Annotated in this window: 17 protein-coding genes; 11 read left to right on the forward strand and 6 right to left on the reverse strand. The window is 72.0% G+C overall.

Features of this window, described 5'->3' with window-relative positions:
- Positions 1-9: 9 nt before the first annotated feature.
- Entirely contained in the window at positions 10-1407 is a 1398-nt protein-coding gene (locus tag F0U47_RS00490; protein WP_223162609.1) for a pyridoxal phosphate-dependent decarboxylase family protein, read from the forward strand.
- Positions 1408-1483: 76 nt separating this feature from the next.
- Positions 1484-2020 (forward strand): metallophosphoesterase family protein, encoded by a 537-nt coding sequence (locus F0U47_RS00495; protein ID WP_149748359.1) that lies wholly within the window; start codon positions 1484-1486, stop codon positions 2018-2020.
- A gap of 75 nt (positions 2021-2095) precedes the next feature.
- Here F0U47_RS00495 and F0U47_RS00500 read toward each other — a convergent pair whose 3' ends face one another.
- Positions 2096-2692 (reverse strand): hypothetical protein, encoded by a 597-nt coding sequence (locus tag F0U47_RS00500; RefSeq protein WP_149748360.1) that lies wholly within the window; start codon positions 2690-2692, stop codon positions 2096-2098.
- Between the two features lie 183 nt (positions 2693-2875).
- Between F0U47_RS00500 and F0U47_RS00505 the strand changes: the two genes are divergently transcribed.
- A complete protein-coding gene (locus F0U47_RS00505) occupies positions 2876-3757 on the forward strand; it encodes an oxygenase MpaB family protein (protein WP_246159346.1) in 882 nt (293 codons plus the stop codon).
- Here F0U47_RS00505 and F0U47_RS00510 read toward each other — a convergent pair.
- Positions 3754-5685: an oxidoreductase gene (locus F0U47_RS00510; RefSeq protein ID WP_149748362.1), complete on the reverse strand. Its 1932-nt coding sequence runs from the start codon at positions 5683-5685 to the stop codon at positions 3754-3756. The two genes, F0U47_RS00505 and F0U47_RS00510, sit on opposite strands and share 4 nt — an antisense overlap.
- Positions 5686-5708: 23 nt before the next feature.
- Between F0U47_RS00510 and F0U47_RS00515 the strand changes: the two genes are divergently transcribed.
- Positions 5709-6584 (forward strand): TIGR03619 family F420-dependent LLM class oxidoreductase, encoded by an 876-nt coding sequence (locus tag F0U47_RS00515; protein ID WP_223162610.1) that lies wholly within the window; start codon positions 5709-5711, stop codon positions 6582-6584.
- Here F0U47_RS00515 and F0U47_RS00520 read toward each other — a convergent pair.
- Entirely contained in the window at positions 6556-7404 is an 849-nt protein-coding gene (locus F0U47_RS00520; RefSeq protein WP_149748364.1) for an SDR family oxidoreductase, read from the reverse strand. The two genes, F0U47_RS00515 and F0U47_RS00520, sit on opposite strands and share 29 nt — an antisense overlap.
- A 120-nt stretch (positions 7405-7524) precedes the next feature.
- Between F0U47_RS00520 and F0U47_RS00525 the strand changes: the two genes are divergently transcribed.
- The 6 genes from F0U47_RS00525 (at position 7525) to F0U47_RS21760 (ending at position 13331) form a co-directional block, all read left to right on the forward strand.
- Positions 7525-7728: a (2Fe-2S)-binding protein gene (locus tag F0U47_RS00525; protein ID WP_149748365.1), complete on the forward strand. Its 204-nt coding sequence runs from the start codon at positions 7525-7527 to the stop codon at positions 7726-7728.
- Entirely contained in the window at positions 7715-8200 is a 486-nt protein-coding gene (bfr, locus tag F0U47_RS00530) for a bacterioferritin (RefSeq protein ID WP_149748366.1), read from the forward strand. The genes F0U47_RS00525 and bfr overlap by 14 nt, the downstream gene beginning before the upstream one ends.
- 41 nt (positions 8201-8241) lie before the next feature.
- Positions 8242-8883 (forward strand): LysE family translocator, encoded by a 642-nt coding sequence (locus tag F0U47_RS00535; protein ID WP_149748367.1) that lies wholly within the window; start codon positions 8242-8244, stop codon positions 8881-8883.
- Positions 8880-9284, forward strand: coding sequence for an MmcQ/YjbR family DNA-binding protein (locus F0U47_RS00540; RefSeq protein WP_149748368.1), 405 nt, complete (start codon positions 8880-8882; stop codon positions 9282-9284). The genes F0U47_RS00535 and F0U47_RS00540 overlap by 4 nt, the downstream gene beginning before the upstream one ends.
- A 288-nt stretch (positions 9285-9572) precedes the next feature.
- Positions 9573-11576, forward strand: a complete 2004-nt coding sequence (locus F0U47_RS00545; RefSeq protein ID WP_438362046.1) for a DEAD/DEAH box helicase — start codon at positions 9573-9575, stop codon at positions 11574-11576.
- 36 nt (positions 11577-11612) lie between these two features.
- Positions 11613-13331 (forward strand): helix-turn-helix transcriptional regulator, encoded by a 1719-nt coding sequence (locus F0U47_RS21760; RefSeq protein WP_149748370.1) that lies wholly within the window; start codon positions 11613-11615, stop codon positions 13329-13331.
- Between the two features lie 41 nt (positions 13332-13372).
- On the opposite strand, the gene F0U47_RS00555 is transcribed toward F0U47_RS21760, so the two are convergent.
- Positions 13373-16783, reverse strand: coding sequence for a M36 family metallopeptidase (locus F0U47_RS00555; RefSeq protein ID WP_149748371.1), 3411 nt, complete (start codon positions 16781-16783; stop codon positions 13373-13375).
- A 114-nt stretch (positions 16784-16897) separates the two neighbouring features.
- On the opposite strand from F0U47_RS00555, the gene F0U47_RS00560 reads away from it, so the two are divergent.
- The gene (locus F0U47_RS00560) at positions 16898-17632 is read left to right on the forward strand and encodes an acyltransferase (protein ID WP_149748372.1); all 735 of its coding nucleotides are present in this window, start codon (positions 16898-16900) and stop codon (positions 17630-17632) included.
- Here the strand turns inward: F0U47_RS00560 and egtD are convergent.
- The gene (gene egtD, locus F0U47_RS00565) at positions 17629-18600 is read right to left on the reverse strand and encodes an L-histidine N(alpha)-methyltransferase (RefSeq protein ID WP_246159347.1); all 972 of its coding nucleotides are present in this window, start codon (positions 18598-18600) and stop codon (positions 17629-17631) included. The genes F0U47_RS00560 and egtD overlap by 4 nt on opposite strands.
- Positions 18597-19898: an ergothioneine biosynthesis protein EgtB gene (gene egtB, locus F0U47_RS00570; RefSeq protein ID WP_149748373.1), complete on the reverse strand. Its 1302-nt coding sequence runs from the start codon at positions 19896-19898 to the stop codon at positions 18597-18599. The genes egtD and egtB overlap by 4 nt, the downstream gene beginning before the upstream one ends.
- Positions 19899-19965 lie beyond the last annotated feature (67 nt).

Genomic DNA, 19965 nt, shown 5'->3' on the forward strand with positions numbered 1-19965 from the left:
GTGCACCTCGTGCCCGAGTCGCTGCGACCGATGCCGGCCGGCGCCGCCGGGCTGGGGGCGCAGCTGCAGGTCGCCGTCACCGAGATGGCCGCGTGGATGAACGAGTACGGCGACGTCGCGGCCCATCCCTCCCAGGACGTCGACCTCGACGCGCTCGCGGCCGCGGCGGCCGACCTCCGCAGCCGGCTGCGCGACAACTACCCGTTCCACCACCCGCGCTACGCCGCGCAGATGCTCAAGCCGCCCCACCCGGCGGCCGTGATCGGCTACGTCACCGCGATGCTGGTCAACCCCAACAACCACGCGCTCGACGGCGGGCCGGCGACGGCGGCGCTCGAGAAGGACGTGGTCGCCCAGCTGGCCGCGATGTTCGGGTTCCCGGAGGCACCCAGGCACCTCGGGCACCTGACCAGCAGCGGCACGATCGCCAACCTCGAGGCGCTGTTCGTCGCCCGGGAGACCCATCCCGGCAAGGCGATCGCCCACAGTGCCGACGCCCACTACACACATGCCCGGATGGCCCACCTGCTCGGCATCGAGTCCGTCGCCGTACCGTCCACCGCCGACGGCACCATGGACCTCGACGCGCTGGAGGCGCTGCTCGGCGCGGGCCGGGTCGGCACGGTCGTGGCCACCGCCGGCTCCACCGGTCTCGGCGCCGTCGACCCGGTGCACGAGATCCTCGCGATCGCGCGCCGGCACGGCGTCCGGGTGCACGTCGACGCTGCGTACGGCGGTTTCTTCCGCCTGATCGCCGACGACCGCCCCGACGGCATCGCGGCGGCGCCGTTTCTCGCGATCTCCGACTGCGACTCGGTGGTCATCGACCCGCACAAGCATGGCCTGCAGCCCTACGGGTGCGGGGCGGTGATCTTCCGCGACCCCGGCGTCGCCCAGCACTACCTGCACGACTCGCCCTACACCTACTTCACCTCCGACGACCTCCACCTGGGCGAGATCTCGATCGAGTGCTCGCGTGCCGGCGCCGCGGCGGCCGCGCTCTGGCTGACGCTGCGGCTGCTCCCGCTGACGCCCGACGGGCTCGGCGCCGTACTGCGGCCGGGTCGCCGGGCCGCCCTCGACTGGGCGCGGCGGATCGAGGAGAGCGACGAGCTGCGGCTCTTCCAGCCGCCCCAGCTGGACATCGTGACCTACCTCCCGGCACGCGACCGGCTCTCCGAGGTCGACGCGGTCAGTGCAGCCGTCATGGCCGCCGGGATGGCCCGCCCGCCGGCAGACTCGCTGTTCCTGGCGACGTACGGCGTCGACGCCGCCGCCCTCGCTGCGCGCGGCCACCCCGTCGAGGCCGACGTGCCGACGGGCCGGATCCTGCGCAGCGTGCTGATGAAGCCCGAGAGCGAGGCGGCCGTGCCGTGGCTGCACGAGCAGCTGCTCGGCCTGCTCTGACCGCCGGCGTTCGTGCTCGGACGCACGAGGCCGAGCGGACGTTGTCCGCGGCGGCTCCCGCCTGTTCACTTGCTGGATGCCGACCCGGTTGCTGATCATCGCCGACACGCACGTGCCGAAACGCGCACGCGACCTGCCGGCCCAGGTGTGGGACGCAGTCGACGCCGCGGACGTCGTGGTCCACGCGGGCGACTGGGTCGACGAGCGCCTCCTCGACGACCTCGAGGAGCGGGCGCGGCGCCTCGTCGCCGTGTGGGGCAACAACGACCACGGGGCGCTGAGAGAACGGCTCGGCGAGGAGGCGCGGGTCGTGGTCGACGGCATCCACCTCGGCGTCGTCCACGAGACCGGCGGCGCGAAGGGACGGGAGGAACGGTGCAGTGCGAAGTATCCCGACCTCGACGTGCTGGTCTTCGGCCACAGCCACATCCCCTGGGACACCACGAGCGAGTCGGGACTGCGGTTGCTGAACCCGGGCTCGCCGACCGACCGCCGCCGGCAGCCGTACTGCACCTACCTGACAGCGGTTGCCGAGGACGGTCGGCTCCGGGACGTCCAGCTCCACAGGATCGTCAAGGCGCCGCCCGGGTCCCGCAGCCCTGAAGAGGCGTAGGGGCGCAGGCCCCGAACCACGAACCCGCCCCCGCCACCCAGACCCTGCGGCCGGGGACGGGGGTGTCGAGTCGGCTCAGCGGCCGCTGCGCTTGGACTCGAGGTCGTACTCGAACGCCTTCGGGAACCTCAGGTCGACGGTCTTGCCGCGGTACTTGAAGGTGGCGTCGACCAGCAGTCGCGTGCGCGTGCCGGTGCTCTTGATCAGCTCCCCGTCGGGAGACGGCTCGGTGACCCGCTTCGAGTGGCGGGTCTCGGTGACGCTGCCCTTGACGACGGCCAGGTGGCCGGCCACGTCGAGCCCGACGTTGAGGACGCCGTCGATGACGTAGGCGTCGCGGCCCTGGCCGGCGCCGATCGCGTGCTTGCCGTCGGGGTCGCCGACCACGATCTGCAGCGAGTTGCCGTACTTGTTGTTCTCGTAGACGAAGACCTGCACCGGCTGGCCGCGCCAGGTGCCGGTGCCCTCGAGGACGATGCCCCGCTCGCGGACGGTCGTGGCCCTCCGCTGGTCGTCGTCAGGGGCGGCCTGCACGGAGCGCGAGCTCGAGGTGGTGTCCCGCTCGGCGGTCGTGCCGTTGTCTCCCGAGGCAATCTGGGCGGCGCCGAGGGTGAGCGCGCCGGCGAGGACGCCTCCCAGGATGAGGGAGCGCGTCGTGGTGGTGGATCGCATGATGGTTTCTGCCTTTCAGAATCGGTTTCCCGTAGGACGCGAGCTCGGCGGGGAAAGTTGGAACGCTGCGGATGGCGTGCGTCACACGCGAACGAGCGACCAGCGCGGGGACACTGCGCCACCACGCCGTCGGTACCGTCGGAGATGGCCGGACGACGGCCGAACAGCAACCGGAGGTGCATCGTGCGACCACTCCCGCGGCCGTTCGGTGCCGAGCTCACCCTCCTCCAGCAGCGGCTCGGCGCGGCGATCTTCCACCGGGTGGCAGGTCCCGACGGCGCCCACCACCGCGATCGGATCCACTTCACCCCGGGGCCGCGATGGTTCGAGCCGGGCAGCCCGATCACGCGCGTCCACGGCGACGCCTCGATGTTCATCGGCGGCATCCGCGCGCTGCTGATGCAGACCCTCCACCCGGTGGCGATGCAGGCCGTGTCCGAGCACTCCGGCTTCCGTGGCGACATGTGGGGGCGGCTCGCGCGGACCAGCCGGTTCCTGGCGGTGACCACCTTCGGCACCGCGGACGACGCCCAGCAGGCCATCGACGCCGTCCGCGCCATCCACGACCGGGTCACCGGCACGACGCCCGACGGGGCGCCGTACACCGCGTCCGACCCGCACCTGCTGCTCTGGGTGCACGTCGCGGAGATCGACAGCTTCCTGCTCGCCCACCAGGTCTACGGCGACCGGCCGCTCGACCAGGACGAGCGCGACGAGTACGTCGCCCAGACCGCCGAGATCGCTCGCCGGCTCGGCGTTCTCGAGCCACCGACGACCGAGGCCGGGCTGCGCGAGGTGCTGGCCGCCTTCCGCCCCGAGCTGCGCGGGACCCGGCAGGCGCGCGAAGCGGTCCGCTACCTCCTGATCAGGCCGCCCCTCCCGGTCGCCGCGCGAGCGCCCTACAGCGTGCTCACCTCGGCCGCGGTCGGCCTGATGCCCGTCTGGACCCGACGCCACCTCCGCCTCCCGTGGTTCCCGATCGCCGAGCGCACCGTCGTGCGCGGCATGGGTGCTGCCGCCGTCGGCACCATCCGGTGGGCCATGTCCCCTCCCGGCGCCGCCTAGCGGATCGTCTGCACGACGCCGGCCGCACCGGCCGTCGCCCCGCGGATCAGCCCCAGGCCGACGGCGGCGTCGCCGACGGCGTGCACCGGGACCCCTGGGAGGCGCTCGGCGACCTCGTCGTGGAGGCCGAGGTCCGGGAGCGCCGTCCCGGCCAGCACGACCGCGTCGGCCGCCAGCTCGCGGCTGCTCCCGTGGGCGGGCGTGTAGCGGACCGTGCTCCCGGTGATCTCGTCGACGGTGCAGCCGACGTGGACGGTGATCCCGAGCCGGTCGATCCGGTCGAAGTGCTCGGTGCGTCGCTTGAGGCCGAACTCGGGTCCGATCTCCGGGCCGGGTTCGAGGATCGCGACCAGCCGTTCCCGGGCGGCCAGCAGCTCGGCGTACTCCACCGCCGCCAGGCGGCCGCCGATCACCACGACCCGCCGCCCGGTGGGGAGCCGGTCGGGGTCGAGGCCGCGTACGACGTGCGGGAGGTCGTCGCCCACGACGGTCGGGAACACGACCGCGCCGCCGGTGGCCACGACGACCACGTCCGGCGCGAGCCCGGCAACGGCTTCCGGGGTCGCCGCGGCGCCGAGTCGTACGGCGACGCCCGACCTGTCGACCTCGGCGACCAGCCACTCCAGGTAGGGCCGGTTCTCGGGATGGACCGTGGCCGCGGCGACCAGTGCACCGCCGAGCCGCTCGGCGCGCTCGAGGAGTACGACGTCGTGCCCTGCCGCGTCCGCCAGCCGGGCCGTCTCCAGCCCCGCCGGTCCGGCGCCGACCACCACCACCCGACGCGGCTGCGGCGCGGGCGGCAGGGCGCGGTCGAGCTCGTGGCCGGTGAACGGGTTGACCGCGCACTCGGTGGCGAGCTTCTCCTCGAGGGTGTCGATGCAGTTCTCGCAGGAGATGCACCGGCGCACCCGCTCGGGCTCGCCGGCTGCGAGCTTCCCCGGCAGGTCCGGGTCGGCCAGCAGGGGCCGCCCCATCGCCACGAAGTCGGCCCTGCCGTCCGCGAGCACCTGCTCCGCCAGCGCCGGGTCGTGGAGCCGGCCCACCGCGATGACCGGCACGTCGACCGCCTCCTTGACCGCGGCGGCCGCCCCGACGTTGAGGCCGTCGCCGTCGTCCGCCGCGTTGACCATGCCGGTCACCAGCCGGTCGATCACCCCACCGCTCACGTGGAAGGCGTCGACGCCGCCTTCGACCAGGAGCGGTGCGATCGCGGCGGTGTCGTGGACCGGCCGACCGGCCGCGACCCGCTCGTAGCCGGAGATCCGCAGGGTGACCGGGAAGTCGCTGCCGACCTCGCTCCGGATCGCGGCCAGCGCCTCGAGCACGACCCGGATTCGCCCCTCGACCGACGTCCCGCGGTACCGGTCCCCGCGTCGGTTGCGCTGGGGAGCCAGGAAGGACCCGAGGAACATGTAGCCGTGGGCGGCGTGCAGCTCGAGGCCGTCGTACCCCGCCTCGCGGACCCGGACCGCCGCCGCCCGGAACTGGTCGAGGACGGCGGCGATCTGGTCCTTGGTCGCCTCGGCCGACGGGCGACCGGTGAGGTACGACGGGATCACCGACGGCCCGAGCGAGGTGACCCCGTGCATCTCGGGGCCGAGGCCGTCCGGACCGGCGTGCACGACCTGCGGCTGGATCCGGGCACCGTGGGCGTGCACCGCCTCGACCAGCCGGCGGTGGGCGGCGACCGCGTCGTCCGTGCCGATCTGGAGACCGCCCGGGGTCTCCGGGTGCAGGGGGTCGATGCCGGTCGCGCCGACCGTGATCAGGCCGGCCCCACCGGCGGCCCGGGCCGCGAAGTAGGCGACCGTCCGGTCCGACGGCAGGCCCTCGGGAGTGCCGTACATCGTCTCCATGGGCGACATCACGATCCGGTTGCGCACGGACATCGTGCCGATCCGCCCCGGGGCGAGCAGGTGGGGATACATAGAACATGTTCTACCGTGTCTCCGTGGACTTCGCCGTCGTCACCGCCTACCAACCGATCGACGAGCTCGTCCCGATCGCCCGGGCAGCGGAGGAGCACGGCTTCCGGGCGCTCAGCGTCGCCGACCACGTCGTCGACCTGGAGACGATCGGGACGCCGTACCCCTACGAGGCCAGTGGCGAGCGCCGGTGGACCCGCGACGTGGACTGGCCGGACCCGTGGGTCCTGGTCGGCGCGCTGGCGCAGGCCACCACGCGGCTGGAGTTCTTCACCTCCATCTACGTCGCCGCGATGCGGAACCCGTTCGTGGTGGCGAAGGCGGTCGGGACCGCCGCCGCGCTGTCCGGAGGCAGGGTGACGCTCGGGGTGGGCATCGGGTGGTGCCGCGAGGAGTTCGACCTGCTGGACCAGGACTTCTCCACCCGCGGCCGTCGCACCGACGAGGCGCTGGCCCTGATGCAGGAGCTGTGGCGTCCCGGCTGGACCGAGTTCGAGGGGGAGTACTACTCGTGCGAGCGGCTGGTGATGAAGCCCGAGCCTCCCGGGCCGGTGCCGGTCTGGGTGGGCGGCCTCTCCGAGCCGGCCCTGCGCCGAGCGGCCCGGCACGACGGCTGGGTCGGGGACGTGACGACGATCGACGAGGCGACGCGGACGGCGGCGCGGCTGGCGGAGCTTCGCGCGGCGGCAGGTCGTGAGGAGACGCCGTACGACGTCGTGGTCGCGCTCAGCGACGCGGTGTCCGCCGCCGACTTCGCCCGTGCCGAGGCCGGCGGGGTCACCCTGGTGATGACGATGCCGTGGCTGTACTACTACGGGTTCGACGCCACGCTCGAGCAGAAGATCGACGGCATCCGCCGGTTCGGTGCGGACGTCATCGGCGGAACGCCCGCATCCGGCTGAGGTAGGAGCGCAGCCGGAGCGCCGGCACCGGCCGCGGCCAGTCGTCGGCGCGGAACCACGCGTCCGAGCCGCCGTCGACGAAGACCACGCTGCCGCAGAGGAAGTCTGCGGAGTCGGACAGCATGAACACGACCCAGTCGGCGAGCTGGTCGGCGTCGCCGTACCCGCCGATCGGCACGGGGAACCGCTTGATCTGCTTGGCCTCGGCAGGCGTCGCGAGCTGCTTGTCCAGCAGCGGTGTGAGTACGGCGCCCGGCGCGATCGCGTTGAGCCGGATCCCGGCGCCTGCCCAGCCCCGGGTGACCGCGGTGCGGCGTACCCACCGGCTGATCGCGACCTTGCTCGCCGCGTAGGCGAACGTCGGCGCCTGCTTGCCGAAGGGCCGCAGGGTCCTGAGCACCTTCTCGAGGTCGCCGTCGAGGAACCCCCGCACGGCCCGACCGGGCACGACCGGGACCGTCGTGCTGGAGTTGCTGGCGAAGACGACGACCTTGGCGCGGTCGGCCGCGGCCAGGGCCGGCCGCCACGCCTCGAGCAGGTCGACCACGCCGAAGTAGTTGACCTCGGCGATCAGCCGCGGCCGGTCCCTGCCGGGAGCCGGGCCGAGCCCGGCCGCCATGACGGCGCCGTCGAGACGACCGTCCGCGCGCTCGAGGACCTCGGTGGCGGCACTGCGGCGGCCGGCCGGCGTCGAGAGGTCCGCGGTGACGGTCGACTCGACGATGTCGACGTCGATGACGGTGTGCCCGGCTGTCCGGAGCTGGTCGGCGACGGCCCGGCCCATGCCGGATGCGGCGCCGGTGACGGCGTACGTGCTCACGGCCCGACACTAGAACAGGTTCTCGACCGTCCGTGACGCCGGCCACAGTTCCCAAGCCGGGGTCGGTGAGGTTACCCTTCACTCAGTCAGGCAAGCCTAACCAATGCCCGAGGAGTCGGCGTGATCGTCTGCCAGTGCCGGGTCGTCACCGACCGCGAGGTCGACGCCGCGCTGTCCGACGGCGCCCGCACCGTCGGCGCCGTCTGCCGGGCGACCGGGGCCGCGCAGGACTGCGGTTCGTGCATCTTCACGGTGAAGGCACTCGTGTGCCAGCATCAGGACCACGAACGCGCACTCCTGGAGGTAGACGGTGCAGCCAGCTAGCCCACGGATCGTCGAGCTGTTCAACGACGCGCTCACTTTCGAGCTGACCGTCACCAACACCTACTTCCTGCACGCCCGGATGCTCGACAACTGGGGCCTCTCCAAGCTCGGCAAGGTGTTCTACGAGCTCTCGATCGACGAGATGAAGGACGCCGACGACCTCATCAACCGGATCCTCATGTTCGACGGCCACCCGAACGTGCAGAAGCTCAACGCGATCACGGTGGGGGAGAGCGCCGAGGAGATGCTCCGGCTGGCGCTCGAGAGCGAGAAGGCCGCCGTCGAGCAGTTCAACGCCTCGGCCAAGGAGTGCCACGACCTCGGTGACCACGGCTCGGCCGCGGTCTTCGAGGAGATGGTGCGCGACGAGGAGAAGCACGCCGACTGGTTCGAGAGCCAGCTCGACGCGATCGAGCGGGTCGGCGTCCAGCAGTACCTCGCCCAGCAGATCGAGGCCGGCGAAGCGCCGTAAACGAATGGCCCGGTGTCGGTGCGCCCTGGGATGATCCCCTGGTGCCGTCGTCCAGCCAGTGGCTCGCCTTCCTCATCGCCTCGATCCTCTTCATCCAGGTGCCGGGCCCGAGCCTGCTCTTCACCATCGGCCGCGCGTTGACCGTGGGCCGCCGCGACGCCCTGCTCTCCGTGCTCGGCAACGGGCTCGGGCTGATGGTGCAGGTGCTGCTGGTGGCGGTCGGTCTGGGCGCGGTCGTCGCCGCGTCGGCGACCGCCTACACCGCGATCAAGCTGGCCGGAGCGGCCTACGTCATCTACCTCGGCGTGCAGGCGATCCGGCACCGCGGGGACGCCCGGCGCGCGCTGCAGGGGGTCGGTGACGGCCGTCCCGCGCGCACCGGTGCCCTTCGCTCGGTGCGCACCGGCCTCATCGTCGGCGCGACCAACCCGAAGACCATCGTCTTCTTCGTGGCGTTCCTCCCGCAGTTCACCAACGAGGCCGCCGGCAGCCCGGGCCTCGCGATCGCGGTCCTCGGTCTCGTCTTCGGGGCGATGGCGATCGCCTCCGACACGGTGTGGGCCCTGGCCGCGAGCAAGGCGCGTGAGTGGTTCGCCCGGCGTCCGCACCGGCTCGACCGGCTCGGCGCCACCGGCGGAGTGATGATGGTCGGCCTCGGCACGACCATGGCGGTCGCCGAGTGACCCACCCGGTGATGTTCGACGACGCCGACCCGATCCTGGGCCGGCTCCGCGACATCTGCCTGGGTCTGCCCGGCGCGGAGGAGCGGGTCTCGCACGGCCGGCCGACGTTCCGGGCGGGCAAGATCTTCGCCGTCTACGGCGCCTCCGAGAAGCTGCGGCCCGGCGACCACCGCCAGGTCCCCTCGGGGCTGATCTTCCAGCCCGACCCGGTCGACCTGCCGGCGATCGACGAGGACGACCGGTTCTTCGTGCCCGCCTACTACGGGCCCTACGGCGGCCGCGCGATCGACCTGGCCGACCCCGCGACCGACTGGGCCGAGGTCGCAGAGCTGGTCGACGCGTCGTACCGACAGGTCGCGCCGAAGCGGCTGGTCGCCGAGCTCGACGCCCGCGACCCCTGACCGAGGGACGGGAACACACCAGCGCGTGCGGGTTGTTGGTATCGTGGCCCGCGCCGCAGGACACCCGGCCCTCTGTTCCCGGATCCGCGTCCGCGCCATCACTCGCCGATCGGCACTAGCCGGTCATCGACCGTAGGGACATCAGTGGCTCGAGGAAGCCAGCAGCGCAGACCCGCGCAGCAGCGTCGGGGCGGCACGAAGACCGCCCGCCGTGACGAGACGGGGATCATCCCGGTGCTCGCCCGCGTGGTCCGGGAGGTGGAGTCCGCCGTCGCGCGCCGCTCCGCGATGCCGGACGTCCGCACCAAGTTCCAGGTGGTCGCCCTGCTCGCCCGCGAGGAGCGCACCCGGGTGAGGGCCGACGAGACCCTCTCGGAGTCCCGCCGCGGCGAGGAGCTCAAGCGGCTCGACGGGATCGCCACGATCCTGGCGCAGACCGCGGCCCGCGACCCGCGCCTCTTCGAGCTGCTCGCCGAGGACGCCGAGGTGTCGGACTCCGCGGAGGAGCTGAGGCGCGAGCTCCAGCGCAGGGCGGGGTACGACGTCCCCGACCCGGAGCCCCAGCCGGTGATGGACCCGGCGGAGGTGCTGGCGGAGCGCCGCGCGATCCCGCAGTCGGTGATCGCCCGCCAGCTGGCCAACCCGTTCCTGGTGCCGGACTTCGAGGCCGCGATGCCGCCGCGTCGTACCAGCGGACGCCTCGCGACCTGGGAGCTCCTCGGCCCGCTCTTCCGCTCCTTCGAGGACACGACTCCCGGTGCGCCGGTCTGCATGGACCTGCCCGAGCCCGAGGAGGCCGGCCTGATCATGCTGCCGCCGGGCCGGGAGCTGATGCTCCACCAGGCGCAGCTGGTCGAGGCCGCTGCCGAGGGCCACCGCACCTTCCTCCTCGCCGACGAGCCCGGCTTGGGCAAGACCGCGCAGGCGCTGCTCGCCGCGCAGGTCGCCGAGGCCTACCCGCTGCTGGTGGCGGTGCCCAACGTCGTCAAGACCAACTGGGCGCGCGAGGTCGACCTGTGGACGCCGAGCCGTCGCGCGACGGTGCTCCACGGCGACGCCATGGACGTCGACGGCTTCGCCGACGTGTTCGTCGTCAACTACGAGATCCTCGACCGGCACCTCGGCTGGCTCGGCCAGCACGGCTTCCGCGGGATGATCGTCGACGAGGCGCACTACATCAAGAACAAGTCCTCCCAGCGCTCGCAGAACGTGCTCGAGCTCGCCGAGCGGATCCGCAAGAGGGTCCCGCGGCCGCTGCTGATGGCGCTGACCGGCACCCCGCTGATCAACGACATCGAGGACTTCCGGGCGATCTGGCAGTTCCTCGGCTGGATCGACGACAAGAAGCCGCTCGGCGAGCTGATGGTCGAGCTCGACGACACCGGCCTCACGCCGGCCGACCGCCAGTTCTACCCCGTGGCGCGACAGATCGTGGTCGACATGGGCATCGTGCGGCGCCGCAAGGTCGACGTCGCGTCCGACATCCCGGCCCGCCGTATCGCCGACGTGCCCGTCGAGCTCGAGGGCGAGGCCGGCCGCTCGATCCGCAAGGCCGAGGAGGATCTCGCCCGGCGGCTCGTGGAGCGCTACGACCGGGCCCTCGAGACCCGCCGCAACCAGGCGTTCGTCGACGGCATCGACCACGCCCTGGTGCGCCAGGTCGCCACCTGGGAGCGCGAGGACATCTCCACGGAGTCGGGGGAGAACGTCTTCGGCATGCTCCGCCGGATCGGGCAGGCGAAGGCCGGGCTCGCGGCCGACTACGCCACACAGCTCGCACGCAACGCCGGCAAGGTGGTCTTCTTCGCCAAGCACATCGACGTCATGGACACCGCGGAGGAGACCTTCGCCGCGCGGGGGATCCCGTCGGTGTCGATCCGCGGCGACCAGACCAAGACGGCGCGCGAGAAGGCGATCGACGCGTTCACCAACGACCCCGAGGTGCAGATCATCGTCTGCTCGCTCACCGCCGCCGGCGTGGGCATCAACCTCCAGGTCGCCTCCAACCTCGTGCTCGCCGAGCTGTCGTGGACCGACGCGGAGCAGACGCAGGCGATCGACCGCGTGCACCGGATCGGCCAGACCGAGCCGGTCACGGCATGGCGGGTGATCGCGACCCAGACGATCGACACCCGGGTCGCCGAGCTGATCGGCAGCAAGGCGGGCCTGGCGGCGCGGGCGCTCGACGCGGAGGTCGAGGAGGGCGACGGCGGGTTCGACCTGCAGCTCGAGGCGCTGGTGGGCCTGCTCACCGCCGCGCTGGAGAAGCGCGAGGCGACGACTCTCTTCTGAGCGTGACGCGGCACGAGGTGCGGCTGTTGACTGGTCGTGGGTCACCCGCGGAGCGGCAGCCGCCGCATCTCGTCACAGCCGTCGCCGGCGTCGTTCGCCGACAGTGTGTCCGCGGGCGTCCGCGAGCTGCTGCACGACGCTGAGATCGCGGGTCTGCGCGGTGACACCGACCGAGCGCAGTCGCTGCTGGTCGAGGGTGCCGCCGGGCTGCCGGTCGGCCCGGCCCACGACGGTGACCGGGTCGCGATCGGCGAGCTGTCGATGGCGATCCGCAACTGGTCGTCGGAGGTCGCCGAGGGCAGCGCGTTCTTCGACCGGCTGATCACCGAGGTGACCACCCCGCGCGCTCGCGGGGCGCTGCTGTTCCACCGGGGCCGTGGGTCGATGCCCGGGGAGCGCGGGCAGTTCCTCACCCAGGCGCTCGACGAGTTCACGATCGCCGGAGACGACCGCGGCCGTGCCGTCGCGCTCGGTCAGATGAGCTGGCCGACGGAGTCCATGCTCGGTGCCGAGCACCGGCTCCGGGTCGGACAGGAGGGACTGGCGCTGGCCAGGGCGCTCGACGACCCGTGGGCGATCGCGTTCTGTGCCGGCCGGCTCGCCGGCGCCGAGGCCTACCTCGGCATGGTGGAGGCGCTGGACCACTGGCGGATGGCGACGATGGCGCTCCCGGCGAGCACGGACCCGTTCACCGCCGAGATCGGCGCGATCAACCAGTACAACTGGGGGCTGACCCTGTTCGCGCACGGCGAGTACGCCGACGCCGTACGCGTGCTCGGGGAGGGCCGCTCGCTGGCACACGGCGCCGGGTGGGGCGCCAGGTACGACGAGGCGCTCGCCCTGGTCGCCTGGCGCAGCGGCGATGCCGTGGTCGCCCGTCGCCGGGCCGAGTCCGCCCTCTCCCGTCCCGGCCGCGGGGCGTCGGCGGTCGCTGCGGTGGTCCTGTCCGCGCTCGACCTCGAGACCCAGCGGCAGCCGACCACCACCCGGGTGGACGGGGCGGTCCCGCGGCTGCAGTTCGACCACCAGATGCGCTGGCTGGCCCAGTCCGTGCAAGGCATGATCCGGCAGGCGCGTCGCGAGCCCACGCCGTTCCGCGACCTGACCGCCGCGCTCCAGCAGGCGGGTCGGCTCAACATCCGGATGGGATGGGAGGATCTGCTGCTCACGATCGCCCTCCACGACCCGCGGCTGGCCGAGGACTGGCTCGACCGGGTCGCCGAGCTGTGGCCGGACTATCCCCGGGGCGTCGCGATGCGGCAGGCGGTGGAGGGACTCGTCGCCGGGCCGCCGGGCGCTCCCGGGCTGGTCAGCGCAGCCGAGACCTTCGCCGCATTTCCCGAACCGCACACCGCCGGCCAGCTCCTGCACGCCGCCGCTCGGCTGGCATCGACCGTCGCCGAGGGCAACGCGCTGCGGCGTCGCGCGCTCGAGCTCTTCACCGCGGCCGGCTCCGAGCGGGCTCTCGCCCGCGTGCTCCGCGACCGGACCCTGCACCGCGGCTCGGCGACGCCGCGGATCCCGGCCAGCCAGCACGGCGCGCCGTCAGCGGGGCTCACACCGCGCGAGCGCGAGGTCGCACAGCTCGCGGCGTGGGGGCTGACGGCCCAGGAGATCGCCGACGAGCTCCACATCTCCGTCCAGACCGCGCGGCACCACGTGCTGCGGGTCCGGGAGAAGTTCGGGGGAGTGCCCAAGCGCAAGCTCGCGCTGCTGCTCGCCGCCCAGGGCCAGCCGGGGCCACTCGACGACTGACGTCGACCGACCCCGGCTGTTCTCCTGCTGTCCTCCCGGCCTCAGCCCCGGTCCTGGGGGCTGGCGTACACCTGCAGCTCGGACACGTGGACGATCTCGTCGCGATCGGACCCGGCCTTGCAGTCGGTCGTGGTCACCGGGTCGTTGTCCAGCTCGCCTGCGAACCCGGCGAACCCGGAGCACTGGTTCTCCAGCACCACCAGCCGGACCGCGGCGGCCGGGCTGTCCGGCACGTCGAAGAACCGCATCGTGAGGTCGGGCGCGACCGGGCGCGGGCGCGCGGCCGGGAAGGCCGCACGGGGTGAGGTGTAGAACCTCTTCCAGACGGCACCCGAGGTCCGGCATGCCGACGTGCACCTCTCGAGCCGGAACTGCCGGAGGGCGGTGAACCGCGACACCGCGTTCGGGTCCTCCTCGCTCTCGGGCCGCAGGAGCGCGCTGACGCCCACGGTCCGCACGGTCTGCACGCCGCCGACGAGGTCGACGGCGATCGAGGGGTGGCTCGCGTCCACCGGGCCGTCGGTGACCGCGCCCCAGTTGGTCCTCTCGGTGCCGTCGATGAGGTCCTCGGTGTTCACCGACCCGTCCGTCGCGGAGATGACCGACGCGCCGAGATCGCTGGAAGCGAGGTTCCTGCCGAGCTTGATCGTGACCGTCTTCCTCGTCGTCGTGCGCGCGAGGTTCAGCGGAATCCGGCGGAACCCGCGCGTCGGCGACACGAAGAGCACCTCGTAGCGGCCCGGCACCATCCTCACGACGTTGGCCCGCGCGGTGCGAGCGATGGTGTCGGCGATGGGGGTGACCCGCGCCTCGAACCGCCCGATGTAGACCTTGCCGCCCGCCGGCGCGTCGAAGGTGACCGTGACCTCCGGCTCCTTCGGCGACGCGAAGCCCGGTACCGGGTCGACGTCGTCGCCGTCGGTGGCGGACGCGTTGGCGCCCATGCCCCGCTGGGCGAACGCGCGCCACATCACGGCCTGGTTGGCGCCGTTGAACCGCAGGAGGTCGGCCGCCAGCATCGCGTCCCGCATCCCGAGCATGCTGGTCGCCCCGTCGGCCTGGAGCAGGAACGAGTCGAACACCAGCTGGATCCAGCGCCGGTTGCCGGGGCAGAACCGAGGCGCCCGCGGGCTGGCGCCCGCCGTGGCGTCAGCACACCGGCGCTGCAGAGCCGCATTGCTCGCCGGGAACCGCTCGTTGTACTTGTTGACCAGCGCCTTCCGGACCGACCACTGGGTCCCGTTCCAGATCTCGCCGTCGGAGTGCACCTCCGCGCCGAAGTGGTCGAATCCGTAGTCGGAGTAGTTCAGCGGGTTCCTGTTGATGGCGAAGTTCCGGATGGCAACATCGGTGTTGCCGGTGGCGTAGGCACCGACAGCCCAGGGGTTGCCGCCGTTGTTGTAGTTGTGTGCGAACAGGTACTCGCCGGCGTCGAGGTCGCTCCACGACTCGCCCATCGCGCCGGCCTGCTCGGAGGTGAGGTCCTGGTCCGGTCCGGCGACCATCCGGTTGCTGATCGCGTGGGTGTACTCGTGGCCGACGATGCCCATGTCCAGCGAGCCGTCGGTGCACGGCGCGTAGAACGCGCCGGCCAGGGGCTGGAAGAGGTACTGGTTGGTGATGCCGGGCACCCCGTCCTGGAGCGTGACCTGGTTGGCGTTGTTGCGGCCCGTCACCTCACCGGAGGGGTCGATGACGTGGCTGTCGATCGCGGCCGCCTGCACGTTGCCGATCTCAGGGTCGCCTGGGGCGCCGCCGCGACCCATGTTCTCGGTCTGCAGGTTGTAGTTCTCCTCGGTGAAGCCGAGGTAGTAGGACCAGTCGTGCATCCGGTTGTGGGAGGCGAAGAGGTTGCCGACCACGAAGTTGATGTCGTTGCCACCCGGCACCAGCTGGGTCGGGTCGCACGCCGAGTTGTTCCAGGCGTCGGTGAAGTCGACGCCCGGGTAGTCACGCGTCGCGGAGTACGGCGCCTGCGCCAGGCCGCCCGGCGTCAGCGGGCTCAGCCACGCCTCGTGGGTGATCGCGTTGTTGCCGAGCGTCGTGTGCGACGCTCCGCCGGAGGCGACGAGCTGGTCCCAGGGGCCCACTGCGGCGATGTTCTTGAGGGTGTCGTCGCAGCCGGCGTCGTCGGTCCAGCACAGGGTCGAGACGTTGGTGGGCACCGACTCGTCGAGCGTCGACGAGAACTTCGGGATGCCGGTGAAGAACGTCCACCGCGGGTTCACGTCGGTGCCGGGCGGGGTGACCGCGGTGTCGCTGGTGAACACCTGCGCGTTGTAGGACCCGACGACGACACTGTCTGGGGTGAAGGGACATACCTGGGTGGTGTAGGTGCCGGAGGGGATGCGCTCGGCTGTGTAGGTCAGGACCTCGGGGTTGGTCGCCAGGTCCTCGCTCGCGATCAGGGAGCCACCGGGGTTGAACAGCTTGACGACGAAGTCGTCGCTCGGCGCTCCGGAGACGAGCACGTTGATCGTCCTCGTGAGACCGTCGGGCAGCTCGAACGGGTGCTTGGGTCCGCACTTCGTGGGGGTGATCGCGCCGCTGAACGTGAACACGCCCTGGTGGTGCTTGACCTTGTTGTGCCGGGCCAGGACGTTGCCGTCCGCATCGACCAGTGAGGTGAACGCGGTGACCGCGCCACCGTGGACGTTGACGACGTTGGCCTCGAAGACCGGCACGACGCCGTCCGCCGTGGGCAGCGCACGCAGCCGGACCTGCTGCTGCTGGGCGAAGCCGGGGACGCTCAGCCGGGTCCAGCCGCCGCCGGTGTTGCTGACGATGCCCGCGAGGTCGGCTCCGGTGGGCGCGATGCCGAGATCCGCCGCGGCCGCGAGCCAGGCGTCGACGCCGTTCTCCTCGGTGTCCTCCGGTGCGACGCTGTCCAGCGAGGTGTCCCTGCTCAGCGACGAGGAGACGTAGCGCACCTTCCCGTCGTTGACTCCGACGGTGACCAGGCCGCGGAGAGCGGGAGCGAGGCCGTCGTACCTCTGCTGGAAGAGCACGGCGCGGGCGCTGCTCTGGGCGAGCTTCTGCACGCTCACCAGCTCCAGGTCGGTCACCTGGGCGGCGGAGAGGCCCAGCACCGCGGTGTTGTCGGCGAGCCAGGTGCGCGCGGCCGCCTCGGGGTCGCTCACGCCCGTGTCGGCGAGCAAGCCGTCGTCCGGGAGGAGCGAGGACGGTGTGCCGAGCGCGTTCCAGGAGATCGAGGAGACCCCGATCGCGGCGGCCGCGTCGCGCTGGGCCTGCGTCGGCGCGAGCGTGCCGTCGGGAACGAAGTCGGACGGCCCGTCCACCGGGTCACCGAGGAAGGGGAGGACGGGTGTGGGCTGAGCGGGAGCAGCCCCCGGGGTGGCGGCGCTCGGCCCGAGACTGGCGAACGCGGTGATGCTCATCAGGCCGGCGAGAGCGACCGCGACCGCGGCGCGGCGCGAACGGAGAGGCGTCATGCCCGTTGAACGTGCTACCTGCGCGGGGGATATCGACAGAAACTGGCTATTCATCGGGCACGCACTGCGGTCCCTCGACCCAGTTCCGCACGACCGTGGTGCACACTGTCCGCCATGCCGTGGACCCTCGCGGCGGCGCTCACCGACGAGCACCGCGTCCGACTGACCGGCGTGGGGGTCGACGCGGACGTCCTCGCGTCCACCTCGCTGCGCCTGGTGACCGACCCGCTTCCCGACTGGTGGCACGAGCAGGGCAACGCGCTCTACCTCGCCGACGACGTCGACCCCGCCGACCTGCCGCCCGAGCTCATCGACACCCTGGCCTACTACCCGTTCTCCGACGTGGTGGTGGTCGCGGCGAGCCCGTGCAACAACGTCGTGTCGCTCCTCGTCGGCGGTGACGGCGCGACGGTCTTCCTCGGCCCGCGCAGTGCGTTCACCGCGACCGAGATCTTCTGCGGCGCGTACTCCACCGTCGTGCTCAACGCCGACGTCGTGGCCACCCGGTGCGCCATCGTGGACGCCCGCAACGGCGGGTCGATCGTGGCCGAGCCGGACCAGCTGTGGGCGGCCAACGTCTACCTCGCCACCGACGACATGCACCGGCTGGAGGACGCCGAGACCGGCGCCCGCATCAACCCGTACGGCGCGCACATCCGTCTCGGGCGCCACGTCTGGCTCGGCCGCGAGGCGGTCGTCACCGGGCACTGCGACATCGGCGACGGCGCCGTCGTGGGGTCACGGGCGATGGTGCGGGGACAGAAGGTGCCGCCGCAGACCGCGGTCGGCGGCTGCCCGGCCCGGGTCATCCGTGAGGGCGTCACCTGGCGGGGCGACGACGTGCCCTAGGTCCTCCGTGCCAGCGTCACGGCGAAGCTCGCCGTCGGGTCGGTCCAGATCCGCTGGATCTCGAGCCCGACGGCCTCGAGCTCCTCGCGGAGCCTCTCCTCGGTGAACTTGGTGGAGATCTCGACGCGGATCTCCTCGCCGGAGAACAGGTCGAGGTCGAGGTCCGCGCCGGGGATGGTGACGTGCTGGGGCATCTCGGCCCGCAGCCGCAGGTCCATGCGCTGCATGCGGCGATCCCAGAACGGGACGTAGGAGAAGGCGTCGACGTCGAAGTCGGCGTCGAGCTCGCGGTTGAGGACGTGGAGGCTGTTCTTCACGAACGCCTCGGTGACGCCGCCGGGGTCGTCGTAGGCAGTGATGAGGCGGTCGGCGTCCTTGACCAGGTCGGTGCCGAGGAGCAGCTCGTCGCCGGCTTCCATGGAGTCGGCGAGCGCGCCGAGGAACGCGCCACGCTCCTCGACGTAGAGGTTGCCGATGGTGCCGCCGAGGAACGCGACCAGCTTGGGGGAGTAGCGGGCGAGGTGGCCGAGGTGGAGGGTGAAGTCGCCGACCACGGCCTCGACCGAGGTCGCGGGATAGCGCGCCGCGAGCATGTCGGCGGCCTCGCGCAGTGTCTCCTCGGAGACGTCGACGGGGACGAACCGGTCGAGGCGACCGGCGTCGGCGAAGGCGTCGAGGAGGAGCCGGGTCTTGTCACTGGTCCCGGAGCCGAGCTCGACCACCGTGGTGGCGCGGGACGTGGCGGCGATGTCGCCGGCGGCCTCGCGCAGGATCGTGCGCTCGCACTCGGTGGGGTAGTACTCCGGAAGCCGAGTGATCTCGTCGAAGAGACGGGAGCCGGCGTCGTCGTAGAGCCACTTGGGCGGCAGCGTGCGGGGCTGGGAGCCGAGCCCGCGGCGTACGTCCTCCACGAGCCCTGCGGCCGCCCAGTTGCTCTGGAGCAGGACGTCGATCCTGGGGGCGTTCACGCGGTGGCTCCGTCGTCGGCGAGGCGGACGCCCGAGAGCGCCCAGCGGGACTGGTGGGGGAAGAAGTTGCGGTACGACGCCCGCGCGTGGCCGGCCGGGGTCAGCGCGCACCCACCGCGCAGGACCATCTGGTTGCTCATGAACTTCCCGTTGTACTCACCGATGGCGCCTGCGGGTGGGCGGAAGCCGGGGTAGGGGTGGTAGGCCGAGGACGTCCACTCCCAGCAGTCGCCGAACATCTGCCGCAGGCCGCCGGTCGACTGCCCGGCGGCCTCGGGGTGCCAGCTGGTGGTGTTGGCGAGGTTGCCGGTGACCCTGTCGGTGGTCGAGCCGGTGACCCGCGCGGCGTGCTCCCACTCCGCCTCGCTGGGCAGTCGCTTGCCGGCCCACGTGGCGTAGGCCTCGGCTTCGTAGAAGGACACGTGGCTCACCGGCAGGCCCGGGTTGACCGGGAAGGTGCCGTGCAGGGTGTGCTCGAACCAGACGCCGTCGACCTCGGTCCAGTAGAACGGCGCCTGCCAGTGCTCGGTCTGGATCTTCGCCCAGCCGTCCGACAGCCACAGCTCGTGGCGCCGGTAGCCGCCGTCGGCGATGAACTCCAGCCACTCGCCGTTGGTCACCAGCCGGTCGGCGATCCGGAACGGCCGCAGCCACTGCTCGTGGCGGGGGAGCTCGTTGTCGAAGCAGAACCCGTCACCCTCGTGCCCCACCTCGACCAGGCCGCCGTCGACCTCGACCCAGCCGAGCTGGTCGGTCTCCGCTGTGGGCGAGGGGGTGCCGGCGTAGGCCGGCTGCAGCGGGTTGCGGGAGAGGACGTGCTTGATGTCCATCAGCAGCAGCTCCTGGTGCTGCTGCTCGTGGTGGAAGCCCAGCTCGATCGTGGCCGCGAGCTTGGTCAGCGTCCCCTCGTCGAGCGTGGTGAGCAGGTCGCGCATGCGGTCGTCGACGTTGCTGCGGTAGACGCCGACGTCGTGCGCGCCCGGCCGGCTGATCAGGCCCCGGTCGGGACGGCTGTAGCGCGGGCCGATGCCTTCGTAGTAGCTGTTGAAGAGGAACCAGTACTTGTCCTGGAACGGCGCGAACCCCGGCTCGTTGTCGGCCAGCACGAACGTCTCGAAGAACCAGGTCACGTGGGCCCGGTGCCACTTGGTGGGAGAGACGTCCGGCATCGACTGGACGGTCTGGTCCTCAGGAGACAGTGGCGCGGCCAGCGTCTCGGTGTAGGTCCGCACCACGTCGTACCTGCTCTGCAGGGTGGACGGGTCCCAGCCCGCTCTCCCCTCGGTCGTGCTGGTCATCTGCGCACCTCGCTCGTCGTCGGACTACGGGCCTCGCCGAGTTCTACCCAAGCAGGTCGGGCAATGA

Origin of the sequence: Nocardioides antri (genome assembly GCF_008373765.1) — a bacterium.
Lineage (GTDB): Bacteria > Actinomycetota > Actinomycetes > Propionibacteriales > Nocardioidaceae > Nocardioides > Nocardioides antri.